13 protein-coding genes are annotated in these 12,682 nt (G+C 67.7%); 11 read left to right on the top strand and 2 right to left on the bottom strand.

Translation table 11 applies throughout. From position 1 onward, the window contains the following. The first annotated feature begins 14 nt into the window (after positions 1-14). The 11 genes from fliH to fliR all read left to right on the top strand — a co-directional run bounded on the left by fliH (position 15) and on the right by fliR (position 9,205). Positions 15-599, top strand: coding sequence for a flagellar assembly protein FliH (gene fliH / locus M3I56_RS36420; RefSeq protein ID WP_254358121.1), 585 nt, complete (start codon positions 15-17; stop codon positions 597-599). Beyond that, positions 593-2,311: a flagellar protein export ATPase FliI gene (gene fliI, locus M3I56_RS36425; RefSeq protein ID WP_254358102.1), complete on the top strand. Its 1,719-nt coding sequence runs from the start codon at positions 593-595 to the stop codon at positions 2,309-2,311. Before fliH ends, fliI begins: the two co-directional genes overlap by 7 nt. Continuing rightward, complete coding sequence (gene fliJ, locus M3I56_RS36430; RefSeq protein WP_254358103.1) at positions 2,308-2,760, top strand: flagellar export protein FliJ; 453 nt, start codon at positions 2,308-2,310, stop codon at positions 2,758-2,760. Before fliI ends, fliJ begins: the two co-directional genes overlap by 4 nt. Positions 2,761-2,781: 21 nt before the next feature. After that, the gene (locus tag M3I56_RS36435; protein WP_254358104.1) at positions 2,782-4,326 is read left to right on the top strand and encodes a flagellar hook-length control protein FliK; all 1,545 of its coding nucleotides are present in this window, start codon (positions 2,782-2,784) and stop codon (positions 4,324-4,326) included. 255 nt (positions 4,327-4,581) lie between these two features. Beyond that, complete coding sequence (gene fliL / locus M3I56_RS36440) at positions 4,582-5,085, top strand: flagellar basal body-associated protein FliL (protein ID WP_254358105.1); 504 nt, start codon at positions 4,582-4,584, stop codon at positions 5,083-5,085. 46 nt (positions 5,086-5,131) lie between these two features. Beyond that, a complete protein-coding gene (fliM, locus tag M3I56_RS36445; protein ID WP_254358122.1) occupies positions 5,132-6,130 on the top strand; it encodes a flagellar motor switch protein FliM in 999 nt (332 codons plus the stop codon). Continuing rightward, a complete protein-coding gene (fliN, locus tag M3I56_RS36450; protein WP_254358106.1) occupies positions 6,123-6,581 on the top strand; it encodes a flagellar motor switch protein FliN in 459 nt (152 codons plus the stop codon). Before fliM ends, fliN begins: the two co-directional genes overlap by 8 nt. Next, positions 6,578-7,243 carry a flagellar biosynthetic protein FliO gene (gene fliO, locus M3I56_RS36455; RefSeq protein ID WP_375541856.1) on the top strand — a complete coding sequence of 222 codons (666 nt, stop codon included), beginning with the start codon at positions 6,578-6,580 and terminating at the stop codon, positions 7,241-7,243. The genes fliN and fliO overlap by 4 nt, the downstream gene beginning before the upstream one ends. 102 nt (positions 7,244-7,345) lie before the next feature. Next, the gene (fliP, locus tag M3I56_RS36460; protein WP_254358124.1) at positions 7,346-8,086 is read left to right on the top strand and encodes a flagellar type III secretion system pore protein FliP; all 741 of its coding nucleotides are present in this window, start codon (positions 7,346-7,348) and stop codon (positions 8,084-8,086) included. 10 nt (positions 8,087-8,096) lie between these two features. Continuing rightward, a complete protein-coding gene (fliQ, locus tag M3I56_RS36465) occupies positions 8,097-8,369 on the top strand; it encodes a flagellar biosynthesis protein FliQ (protein WP_254358107.1) in 273 nt (90 codons plus the stop codon). A gap of 44 nt (positions 8,370-8,413) precedes the next feature. After that, on the top strand, positions 8,414-9,205 hold the full coding sequence (gene fliR, locus M3I56_RS36470; protein ID WP_254358108.1) for a flagellar biosynthetic protein FliR: 792 nt from the start codon (positions 8,414-8,416) through the stop codon (positions 9,203-9,205). Between the two features lie 80 nt (positions 9,206-9,285). On the opposite strand, the gene flgL is transcribed toward fliR, so the two are convergent. Together flgL and flgK are read right to left on the bottom strand one after the other, a co-directional pair. Further along, positions 9,286-10,530, bottom strand: coding sequence for a flagellar hook-associated protein FlgL (gene flgL, locus M3I56_RS36475; RefSeq protein WP_254358109.1), 1,245 nt, complete (start codon positions 10,528-10,530; stop codon positions 9,286-9,288). Between the two features lie 11 nt (positions 10,531-10,541). Next, complete coding sequence (gene flgK, locus M3I56_RS36480; protein ID WP_254358110.1) at positions 10,542-12,548, bottom strand: flagellar hook-associated protein FlgK; 2,007 nt, start codon at positions 12,546-12,548, stop codon at positions 10,542-10,544. Positions 12,549-12,682 lie beyond the last annotated feature (134 nt).

A 12,682-nucleotide genomic window follows, 5' to 3' on the forward strand; every position in this document is an offset into this window, starting at 1 on the left:
CCACGTGGCCCGATTTGAGCCCTTCCTGGTGGGCCGCGTTCGAGGCCCAGCTCCACGCGCTGCGCGACGCGGCCCACCAGGAAGGGCTCAAATCGGGCCACGTGGCGGGTCAGGCGCTCGGTTATCAGGCCGGGCACGAACAGGGCCGCCAGCAGGGCTTCGAGCAGGGCCAGGCCGAGGCGCGCGCGCAGGCCATGCAGCTCGCGCTGCTCGCGCGGCGTTTTAGCGACGCGCTCGAAACGGCGCAGGCCGGCGTGGCCGAGACGCTCGTGGAACTCGCGCTCGACATCGCGCAGCAGGTCGTGCGCCAGCACGTTCAGCACGACCCGACGGCGCTCGTCGCGGTCGCGCGCGAAGTGCTCGTGGCCGAGCCGCAGCTCGCCGGTTCCCCGCAGCTCGTGGTGAGCCCCGCCGATCTGCCGATCGTCGAGGCTTATCTGCTGGACGACCTTCAGGCGCGCGGCTGGAGCGTGCGCACCGACCCGACGATCGAGCGCGGCGGCTGCCGCGCGCAGGCCGCGACGGGCGAAACCGACGCCAGCATCCGCACGCGCTGGGAGCGCGTGACGGCCGCGCTCGGCAAGGCACGGCCATGGTGAACCACCCCCAGCCGCCGAGCCATCAGACCATCCACACGGGCGGTCTCACGCCGCTCGAGCAGGAACTCGCGCTCGCCTCGTTCGGCCCGCTCGCGAGCGACCCCGCGCAGCTTGGCGCGCTGCTCGTGGGCGACCTCGACATTCCGGGCAATCCGACCAGGCGCGAGGCACGCGAGCTGGGCGCCGCCGACGCGATCAACGCGATCGACGCCGCGCTTGCCGCGGATGCGGCCGATGCGCCGCCGGGCTTGACGGGCCTGACGGATCACGGCGCGCCGCTCGCGGCCGAAGTCCCGCCCGCGCCCTACGTGCCGCCGGCGAACTACGACCCGGCCAACCCGTTCCTGACCACGTGGAACGCGCAACTGCGCGGCGTGCGCGAGCGCAATGCGCTCGCCCTGCCGCTGCGCGGCTGCGGGCGTCTCACGCGCGCGGCGGGCCTCGTGCTCGAAGCCGTGGGGCTGCGCCTCGCCGTGGGCGCCGAGGTGATGATCGAACTGCCGCCGGGCAGCTCGCTGCCGATGGCCGAAGCGGAAGTGGTCGGCTTCGGCGGCGACAAGCTCTTCCTGATGCCGACGACCGAAGTCGCGGGCCTGTTGCCCGGCGCGCGCGTCTGGCCGCTGGAGACCGCGCCGATCGCCGACCCGAAGGCGGGTGCGAAGCGGCTGCCGGTGGGCTGGGGCATGCTCGGCCGCGTGGTCGACGCCTCGGGCCGCCCGCTCGACGGCCTGGGCCCCTTGAACACCGAAGCCGACGCGCCGCTCACCGCGCCCGTCATCAATCCGCTGAACCGCGAGCCGATCCACAAGGTGCTCGACGTGGGCGTGCGCGCGATCAACTCGCTGCTCACGGTCGGGCGCGGCCAGCGCATGGGCCTCTTCGCGGGCTCGGGCGTCGGTAAATCGGTGCTGCTCGGCACCATGGCGCGCGCGACCAGCGCGGAAGTCATCGTGATCGGCCTGATCGGCGAGCGGGGCCGCGAAGTCAAGGAATTCATCGAGCAGATCCTCGGCGTTGACGGCCTCGCGCGCTCGGTCGTCGTGGCCGCGCCTGCCGACGTTTCGCCGCTGCTGCGCTTGCAGGCCGCCGCGTACACGACGTCGCTGGCCGAATATTTCCGCGACCAGGGCAAGCACGTGCTGCTGCTCATGGACTCGCTCACGCGCTATGCGATGGCGCAGCGCGAGATCGCGCTTGCCATCGGCGAGCCGCCCGCGACCAAGGGCTATCCGCCTTCGGTGTTCGCCAAGCTGCCGGCGCTCGTCGAGCGCACCGGCAACGGCCCGGAGGGCGGCGGCTCGATCACGGCGTTCTACACCGTGCTCACCGAAGGCGACGATCAGCAGGACCCGATCGCCGACTCGGCGCGCGCGATTCTCGACGGCCATATCGTGCTCTCTCGCGCGCTCGCCGAAGCGGGACACTATCCGGCCATCGACATCGAGGCCTCGATCAGCCGCGCGATGACCGCGCTGATCGACGACCAGCATCTGAACCAGACGCGCGCGCTCAAGCAGATGCTTTCGCGCTACCAGCGCAACCGCGACCTCATCAACGTGGGTGCGTACGTGAGCGGGCGCGACGCCGTGCTCGACCGCGCGATCGCGCTGTATCCGCGCATCGAGGCCTTTCTTCAGCAGGGTTTTCGCGAAACCGCGAACTATGATCAGAGCGTCGAGATGCTCGGCCAGCTGATCGGAGCCAGGACATGACGAAACAGACCGCGCTGCAAACCTTGATCGGCCTCGCGCAAGACGACGTCGACGCCGCCACGCAAAAGCTCGGCCGCGTGCAGCGCGAGCGCGTCGAGGTCGAAAAGCAGCTTGAGGCGCTCATCACCTACCGCGACGAGTACCACACGCGTTTCACCGAATCGGCGCGCAGCGGCATGGCCGCGGGCAACGTGCGCAACTTCCAGGCGTTCATCGACACGCTCGACGCGGCGATCGAACAGCAGCGGCGCCTGCTCGAGCAGGCCACCGCGCGCGTGGACGCCGCCAAGCCCGAGTGGCAGCGCAGCAAGCAGAAGCTCGGCTCGTACGAAGTCCTGCAAACCCGCCACGACGATGTGCAGGCCAGCAAGGACGCCCGCCGCGAACAGCGCGACGCCGACGAGCATGCCGCCCGCGTGACGCGCATGCGCACGTCGCAACATCCGTAACACGTTTTCGAGGCCGCCAGCATGTCGCTCCTCTCTACCGTCTCCTCGCTGCTCGGCGCCGCCGCCGACGCGGTGACGGGCAATTCCGCATCGAACGCCGTGTCGAACACGGCGTCGAACTCCATCAGCCAGGCAGATGCCGCCAGCCAGGGCTTCGCGCAGACGCTGCAGCAGCAGATGAACGCACAAAGCGCGCAGGCCAGCCAGAACGCCCAGGCGGCGCAGAACCCGCAGTCGAATGCGTCCGCGCAGTCGAGCTCGAACGCGTCGAGCAGCAGCGCCTCGCAAAGCAGCAGCAGCACCTCGCAGACCTCTAGCTCTAGCTCGAACTCGAGCCAGGCCTCGCAGGGCACGTCGGGCGCCGATCGCCGCGGCGCCGCCGCGCGTGTCCAGCAAAAGCAGGCCGCCGACGCGGGCGCGCAAGCCGCCGCGGCGCAGGCCCAGCAGGCCCAGCAGGCGCAACAGGGCCAGCAGACCCAGGACGGCACGAGCACCGACGCGAACGCCGACGGCAGCCAGACGAGCAGCGACAGCACGCTCGCCGGCGTCGCCTCCTCCGCGGCAGCAGCGGCCGCCACGGCCGCCGCCGGGGCGGCAGGCGACGGCACGGCCACCGGCAGCGCCGCGAGCGGCAACTCGAAGTCGGTGCACGACGCCCTGCAAGCCGCGCTCGCGCAGCTGCGCGGCGGCGCGGGTACGCTCGCCACGCATGCGGTGAGCACGGCCGGCTCGGCGGCGAATGGCGCAACCCCATCCAGCACGGGCTCGGGTTCGAACATCGTCAGCAGCTTCGCGTCGCATTTGAGCGCGACCGCCCAAAGCAAGGCGTTCAGCACGGCCGCGAGCAGCGGCGCGAGCGCCGACGCGGCCAAGGGCGCCACGACCACCGCGACCGACGCCGCAAAGGCCGCCACCGACGCGCTCACGGCAGCGGCGCAGCAGCAGGCAGGCGCCGCCACGCAGACTGACGCAACGGCGAGCACCGCGACGACCGACGCGCTCGCCGCGACCCAGGCCGCAGCGGTCGCCGCCGCGACGGCCGCGCAGGCCCAGGCCGCCCAGGCGGCCAGCGCAACCGCGAATCCGGCGGCTGCGGCCGCCGCTTCCGCGTCGATCACGCCGCAGGTCGGCACGAACGCCTGGGAAGACGCGCTCAGCCAGAAGGTCGTGTTCCTCTCGAACGCGCACCAGCAATCGGCGGAACTCACGCTCAATCCGAAGGACCTCGGACCGCTCCAGGTCGTACTGCAGGTCTCGGACACCCACGCCCACGCCCTCTTCGTCTCGCAGCACCAGCAGGTGCGCGAGGCCGTCGAGGCGGCCCTGCCGAAGCTGCGCGAGGCGATGGAGCAAAACGGCATCGGCCTTGGCAGCGCAAGCGTGAGCGACGGCTTCTCGCGGCAGATGAACCAGCAGGCGCAGCAGGACGGCCGCGGTTCGGGCCGCTCCGGCGGTTCCGGTTCGGGCTCGGGCAGCACGCTCGCCGCAACGGACGCCGTGGACGACACGAGCAGCGTCACGAGCGTCACGACGCGCTCCGTCGGTCTGATCGACACGTTCGCCTGACCCTTTCTCCTCCCCCTGCCCGAACTGCCCGGCGCGTTCGGGCAGCGCAGCCGCGCCCAGCGGCTGCGTGCGCTGACATCGCGCCCCCGTGCAAGCGGCTTGCCGCGACGCGCAACAAAACCACGAGATAGCCGGAATTCCCCCGTCTATTCCTCCCATCGCTGAAAGGCAAAAGCCGGAACAATGCAGCATGCCCGGACTGACCACCAGGTCGGTGCCCCGGACCCTTGCAAGCATCCAGGCTGACTTTTCGACATGGCGACCACCACCGCATCCCAGCAAGCCGCGCCCCAGGGCGCGAAACCCGGACCGATGAAGCGCATTATCGTCATCGCGCTCATTGCGATCCTCGCCGCCGCCGCGGCGGGCGGCGCGACGTGGTTCTTCATGTCGCGCCACGCGGCGAGCGCGCCGGCCACGCCGGCCGCAGCGCCCCCGGCCGCGCCCGTCTACTACGCGCTCGAGCCGATGACCGTCAATCTGCAGTCCGACGACGGCGAATCGCACTACCTGCGCATCGGCCTCACGCTCAAGCTCGACAGCCAGGCCACCCAGGACGCGCTCGTCGCGCGCATGCCCGAGATCCGCAGCCGCCTGCTGCTCGCGCTCTCGAACAAGCATCCGTCCGACCTCGCGCCGCTCGACGGCAAGCGGGCGCTCGCCACGGAACTCGCCGTGCTGATCTCTCAGCCTGCGGGCGCGAACGAGAAGCCGATGCACGTCGACGACGTGCTGTTCACCGAATTCGTCGTCCAGTGAGCGTGGCTGACATGATTCCCGCGATGGAGGGCCAGTCATCATGACGATGGGTCACGACGAGTTCATGTCCCAGGAGGAGGTCGATGCCCTCCTCAAAGGCGTCACCGGCGAAGTCGATTCCGATTCGGGCGGCTCCGATAACAAGGGCGTCCGGCCCTACAACATCGCGACGCAGGAACGTATCGTTCGCGGCCGGATGCCCGGCCTCGAAATCATCAACGAGCGCTTTGCGCGCCTGTTGCGCGTCGGCGTCTTCAACTTCATGCGCCGCACCGCCGAAATTTCGGTCGGTCCGGTGCGCGTGCAGAAGTACAGCGAGTTCACCCGCAACCTGCCGATCCCAACGAACCTGAACCTCGTACACGTGAAGCCGCTGCGCGGCACGTCGCTGTTCGTGTTCGACCCGAACCTCGTGTTCTTCGTCGTGGACAACCTGTTCGGCGGCGACGGGCGCTTTCACACGCGCGTGGAAGGCCGCGACTTCACGCAGACCGAGCAGCGCATCATCGGCAAGCTGCTCAATCTCGTGTTCGAGCACTACATGTCCGCGTGGAAAAGCGTGCGGCCGCTGCAGTTCGAATACGTGCGTTCTGAAATGCATACGCAGTTCGCAAACGTTGCCACGCCCAACGAGATCGTGATCGTTACGCAGTTCTCGATCGAATTCGGGCCGACGGGCGGCACGCTGCACATCTGCATGCCCTACTCGATGATCGAGCCGATCCGCGACGTGCTCTCCTCGCCGCTGCAAGGCGAAGTGCTCGACGTGGACCGCCGCTGGGTGCGCGTGCTCTCGCAGCAGGTGCAGGCCGCCGAAGTCGAGCTCACGGCCGACCTCGCGCAGGTGCCCGTCACGTTCGAGCAGATCCTGAACATGAAGAAGGGCGACGTGCTGCCCATGAACATCGCGGAGCACATCACCGCCAAGGTGGACGGCGTGCCCGTGATGGAGTGCGGCTACGGAATTTTCAATGGTCAATACGCGTTGCGGGTCCAGAAGATGATCAGCGCAGCCGACACGATGAAGGAAGGTGGATATGAGTGACATCAACGGCACGAGCGCAGACGAGCCGGTGCTCGACCCGGGTTTCGACGCCGCGGTGCAGGAAGCGGGCGGCGACTCGATGGACGACTGGGCGAGCGCGCTTGCCGAGCAGAACAGCAACGAAGCGCCCGCCGCGCAACCGACGGCCGTGTTCCAGCCGCTCTCGAAGGTCGATTCGACCAGGACGGCCAACGACATCGACATGATTCTGGACATCCCCGTCCAGATGACCGTGGAGCTGGGCCGCACCAAGATCGCCATCCGCAACCTGCTGCAGCTCGCGCAGGGCTCGGTCGTGGAACTCGACGGCATGGCCGGCGAGCCGATGGACGTGCTCGTGAACGGCTGCCTCATCGCCCAGGGCGAAGTGGTGGTCGTGAACGACAAGTTTGGCATCCGTCTCACCGACATCATCACGCCGTCCGAGCGGATCCGGAAGCTGAACCGATGAAACCCCAGGCTGTTCCCGGCGCCGCTTCTGGCACCGCCTCTGGCGCCGCTTCTGGCACCAGCACGCAGCGCACGCGGAAGTCCCGCGGCGCGCGCGTGCTGCGATTCTCGTGGCGCCTCGCCGTACACCTCTCGCTCGCCGGCGCCGCCGTTTTTGCGGTCATGACCGCGCGAGCCGCCGACCTTCAGGCAGTCAACGAAGCCACGCGCGCGGCATCGGGCGCTTCCGGCGCCTCCGCCGTGATCGCCGGCAGCGCGGTCCCCGCGCTCGGCTTCGGCGCGGTCGTGCAGACGGTGCTGGGTCTGGCGCTCGTGATCGCCGTGGTGTTCGGCTGCGCCTGGCTCGCGCGGCGTCTCGGCCTGCAAGGCGGTCCGAAGAACGCGCTCGTGAAGACCGTGGGCGGCGCATCGCTCGGCGGCAAGGAGCGCGTGGCCGTAGTCGAGATCGGCGACACCTGGCTCGTGCTGGGCGCCGCGCCCGGCAACGTGCGCCTGCTCCACACGCTGCCCGCGGGCGAACTTCCCGCAGGCGCCGCGGCGGCCGCTCCCAACGCCCCCGCCCTCTCGGGCACCTTCGCACAGCGCTTTCGTGACGCGCTGAAAAGCGAGGCGAACAAACGCATCCACGCGCGTTTCATGCGTCACGACGGCGGAGCGCAGTAAATGCACGGCAGTTCCCTTCATGCGCCGAACGCAGGCGGCGATGTCCGCGCGCGCGCGGCTACCCTCGCGAAGATCGCCAGAACGGCGCTCCCGTTCGCGCTGATGCTCGGCGCGGGCGCCTTCGCCCTCGCGCTGCCGCACCTCGCGCACGCTCAAGCGGCACAGCCAGCGGGCCTGCCCGCCTTCAACACGAGCCCGGGCCCCAACGGCGGCACGACCTATTCGCTGAGCGTGCAGACGATGCTGCTGCTCACGATGCTATCGTTCCTGCCGGCGATGGTGCTGATGATGACGAGCTTCACGCGCATCATCATCGTGTTTTCACTGCTGCGCCAGGCGCTCGGCACGACGACCACGCCGCCCAACCAGGTGCTCGTGGGGCTCGCGCTCTTTCTCACGCTGTTCGTGATGTCGCCGGTGCTCGACAAGGCTTACAACGACGGCTACAAGCCATTCTCGGCCGGCACGATCTCGATGGACGACGCCGTGGCGCGCGGTGTGGCGCCGTTCAAGACCTTCATGCTGCGCCAGACCCGCGAGTCCGACCTCGCGCTCTTCGCGCGCATCTCGCATGCGGCGCCCATGCAGGGACCCGAGGACGTGCCGCTCACGCTGCTCGTGCCCTCGTTCGTCACGAGCGAACTGAAGACGGGCTTCCAGATCGGCTTTACCATCTACATTCCGTTTCTCATCATCGACCTGGTGGTGGCGAGCGTGCTCATGTCGATGGGTATGATGATGGTCTCGCCCGCGACCATTTCGCTGCCCTTCAAGCTCATGCTGTTCGTGCTGGTGGACGGCTGGCAACTGCTGATCGGCTCGCTCGCGCAGAGCTTCAGCTAAGGAGTCTACGATGACACCCGAAATGGTCATGACGATCGCCCACGAGGCAATGTACGTCACGCTTCTGCTTGCCGCACCGCTGCTGCTCGTGTCGCTCGGCGTGGGTCTCGTGGTGAGCCTTTTCCAGGCGGCCACGCAGATCAACGAAACCACGCTCTCCTTCATCCCCAAACTGATCGCCATTGGCGTGACGCTCGTGATCGCCGGTCCGTGGATGCTCTCGACGATGATCGATTACATGCATCGCATGTTCACGAGCATCGTCTCGGTCGCGGCGGGCTAGCGCACCGCATTACCGCGCCGCCGCGCAGTTTTTGGGCTCGCTCCATGTTCACTGTCACCTACGCGCAGCTCAACGCCTGGCTCACGGCGTTCCTCTGGCCGTTCACGCGCATTCTCGCGCTCGTGGCGGTCGCGCCCGTGCTGGGCAGCCGCTCCGTGCCGACGCGCGTGAAGATCGGCCTCGCGGGCTTCATCACGCTGATCGTCGCGCCCACACTTGGCGCCATGCCGCAGGTCACGGTGTTTTCCGCCGCGGGCGTGTGGATTCTCGTCAACCAGTTCCTGATCGGCGTGGCGCTCGGCTTCACGATGCAGCTCGTGTTCGCGGTCGTCACCGCGGCGGGCGACATGATGAGTCTCGGCATGGGCCTGGGCTTCGCGAGCTTCTTCGACCCGCAGGCCAACACCAGCTCGCCCGCACTCTCCTCGTGGCTGAACATGATGGCGATGCTCGCCTTCCTGGCGTTCGACGGCCATCTGCAGATGATCGCGGCGCTCGTCGCCACGTTCCAGACGCTGCCGGTTACGGCGAGCGTGCTCGGCGCCTCGGGCTGGCAGCTGATCGCCAACTATGGCACGACGATCCTCACCTCTGGCCTGCTGCTCTCGCTGCCGGTCGTGGTCGCGCTTCTCATCACCAACCTTTCGCTCGGCATTCTGAACCGCGCGGCCCCGCAGATCGGTATCTTCCAGATCGGCTTCGCACTCACGATGCTCGTGGGCATGCTGCTCGTCCAGCTCATGATGCCGAACCTCATTCCCTACTTCGCGCGACTGTTCGACAGCGGCATCGACCAGATGGGGCGTCTGGCCGACGCGCTGCGCCCGCCGGGTTGAGACGGATTACGCCGACGCGAATGGGGCAATAAAAAAGCGGACCGAAGTCCGCTTTTTTTCGACCGCTCAGTGCCTCGCAATCAAGGGTTGATGTACTGGAACAGCGAGAGATTCTGCGTGGCGGCAAAGCTTTTCTGCGAAGCCGTGAGCGCATTCGACAGCTGCTCGAACTGGCTGATCGCGGCCACCGTGTCGGTGCTCGTGAGGTCGGAGAGGTTCGACGTGACCTGCAGCGAGTTGGTCGACGTGACCGTTTGCAGCGCCTTCACTTCCTGCTCGCGGCCGCCCACGGAAGCCTGCACCGTGATCACGTTCGACAGCGAGTTGCCGATCTGCGTGAGGCCGGTGTTCAGCGCGTTGTTGAGGTTGGCGACCGCGGCGGTGGAGCCGCTCGTGGGCGTATTCAGCGCAGCGATGATGCTGTCGATGCTCGCGAACACGTCCGTGTTCTGCGACGCCGTGGCGGGCGTGACCGAGAACGAGTCGCCCGCGGCGGGCGTACCCGACATCGTCACGCTCATGCCAGAGCCGAGCGAGATCGCATTGCCTGCGGTGTAGTTGGCCGGCGTCGTCGTCGTCGCCGGGCTGACGCTGTTGTCGGTCACCGTGTAGGTGAGCGCGCCCGTGGTCGCGTCGGTCGCGAACGCGATCGAGTAGTTGTCGTTGTTGGTCGCCTTGGTCGGGTCCGTCACCGTCACGCCGCTGATCACGCCCGTGCCCGTGTTCGACGAACTGCCCGAGGCCACGTTGGCCGAACCCACGGCCTGCACGCTCTGGAACACCGTCGTGCCCGTGTCGCCGACCGCGATGTTGCGCGTGCCGGCCACCTGCATCACACGCTGGCCCGCGTCGCCGTTGTAGGTCACGCCGCCGCCCGACTTGTTCGAGAACACCTGCGAGGTGCTCTGAAAGCCGGAGAAGATGTAGTTGCCCGCGCCGTCCGTGGTGTTGGCGAGCGAGAGCAACTGGTTGCGGTCGCCCTGCATCTGCTGGGCGATCGCCTGGCGCGCCTGGTCGGTGAGCGAGCCGTTCTGCGCTTCGATGATGAGCGAGTGGATGCTCTGCATCGTGCTCGTCACGCTCGAGAGCGTCGTGTCCTCGAGCTGCAGCGCGGTGAGCGCCGTGGTCTGGTTCGACGAGTACTGCGTGAGCGTCGCGCTCGTCGCGGAAAGCGTCACGGCCTGCGCGGCGCCGAGCGGATTGTCGGCCGGGTTCGAAATCGCCACGCCGGTCGAGATCTGCTGCTGGACCTGAAGGAGCTGGGACTGCTGGTTCTCCATCGTCGACAGACTGGAGGAAAAAATCTGGGAAGTCGCGATACGCATGGGTCAGCGCCTCACTGAAAAATGCCGAGCAGGGTCTGGAACAGCGATGCCGCCGTCTGGATCACCTTGCTGTTGGCCTGATAGAGCTGTTGATACTGCAGCAGGTTCGCGGCTTCCTCGTCGAGGTTCACACCCTGCACCGACTGCTGCTGCGAAGTGAGCTGCGTCACGAGCGACTGCTGCGACGTGTTCGACGCCTGCAGCTGGCTAGCGGTGTTGCCGATCGAGTTGACGTAGTTCGCATACGCCGTGGTCAGCGTGGTCGATCCCGTGTACGCCGTGCTCGACGTGAGGTTCGCGATCGCGAGCGCGTTGCGGCCGTCCTGCGTGCCGCTCTTGTTGCCCGCCACCGTGAACGTGTCGTTGTTCGAGGGCGTGCCGGTCATCGTGAAGCTTGCGTTCGTGACGGTGCCCGTGGAATCCATGATGGCGATCGTCGCGCCCGTGGTGGCGTCGTAGCTCACCGGCGTCGTGTTGCTCGTGATCGTGTACGTTGTCGGCGTGCTCGAGCCGGCCACGGTGACCTGCACCTTCGAACCGACGGGGAAACCGCTCAGCGTACCGGTCGTGGTGCTCGTCGAGGCGTATGAGAGCGTGACGGGCAGCGCGCTGGTCGAGTAACCTGCGCCGACCGTGCCCTGCGACACCGTGGCCGTGCCTGCGTTCTTCGTGGACGCCGACACAACGACCGGCGTGGCCGCCGCGATGGCCGCGGGGTCACTGGTCGCGACCGAGAAGCTTGCGAGCGCGCCGGCCGTCGGCTGGAGCATGAACGAGTCGCCCGCGCTCACCGTGCCCGAAGGCGTAATCGAGAAGCCGCCGATCGTGATCGGCGCGGTGCCGTTCGGCTGGGTCGCGACCAGCGAGTTCGTCGTCGTGTCGGTGAGGTTCCAGTTCGTGCCGTCGTAGCTCAGCTTGTAGTTATCGGTGAGCGGCTGCGTGCTGTTCGTGAGCGTCGCGCTGACCGTGGTCTGCGCGTCGGGGTTCGTCGAGCTGGCCGTGACGAGCGGGTTGCCCACCGTGAACAGATTGCCGCCCGCGCCGCCCGAGAGCGTGAGGCCGAGTGCGTTCTGCGAGTTCACCTGCGCGGCGAAGCTCGTCACGATCGCGCCCAGCTGCGACTCCGCCGGATCGAGCGTGCTCGAGACGAACGAAACCAGGCCGCCCACGGTGCCGCCCTGCAGCGCGGCTGACGACAGGACCTGCGGCGTGCCTTGCGATGCGGGGCTCGCGCCGTTCAGGCCCTGCCACGTCACGTCGAGCTCCGAGGGGTTGCTGCTCGACGGCTGCGTGCCGAGGTTGTAGCTCTGGCTGCTCACCACGAGCGGCTGGCCGTTGCCGAGGAACACGCTGTAGCCGGTGCTGCCCTGCACGACCTGAACGCCGACCAGCTTCGAGAGATTCGCCACGGCCTGATCGCGCTGATCGAGCAGCTGGTTCGGCTGCTGGCCGCCCGAGCTCGCGGACGTGATCTGCGCGTTGAGACTCGCGATCTGCTGCGTGTAGGTGTTGATTTGCGAGACCGAGCTCGTGAGCTGCGTGTTCACGCTCTGGCGCATCGAGTCGTACTGCTGGCTCGCGGCGTTGATCTGGGTGGCGAGCGTCTGCGCGTCGGAGAGCACGGTTTGCCGCGCTGCGGTATCCGAAGGCGAATTCGAGACGTTCTGCAGGCCCGTGAAGAAGTTCGTGATCGCGGTGGCGATGCCCGAGGTCGGGCTGCCCACGAGGTTCGAGAGCTGCGTGGCGAGGTTGTACGAAGCCGTGTACGAACTGCTGGCCGTCTGCGCATTGTTGACGGCCGTCGTGAGGTACTGGCTGTAGGCGCGCTGCACGGTGGCGGTGGTGACGCCGCTGCCGAGATAGCCGTTCGACGTGTACTGGCCTGCCGATTCCTGGTACACCGGCGTCTCGACGGTGTACCCCGCGGTCGTCGAGTTGCTGATGTTCTCGCCGGTGGTCGAGATACCAATCTGCGCCGCCTGCAGGCCGCTCAGACCGATCGAGAAAATGTTGGACATGCGTAATCCTCGAAAGCGGCCTGCCCCCCTGGCAAACCGCGTGGTGTACTCACGGTATAACGGCAACGCACTGCAAAAATTGAGCGCCCGATGGGCGCGAAAACGTTAGCGAGCGCGTGCGTGCGCGCCCGCCG

Source organism: Paraburkholderia sp. CNPSo 3281, assembly GCF_024206515.1.
Classification (GTDB): Bacteria; Pseudomonadota; Gammaproteobacteria; order Burkholderiales; family Burkholderiaceae; genus Paraburkholderia; species Paraburkholderia nodosa.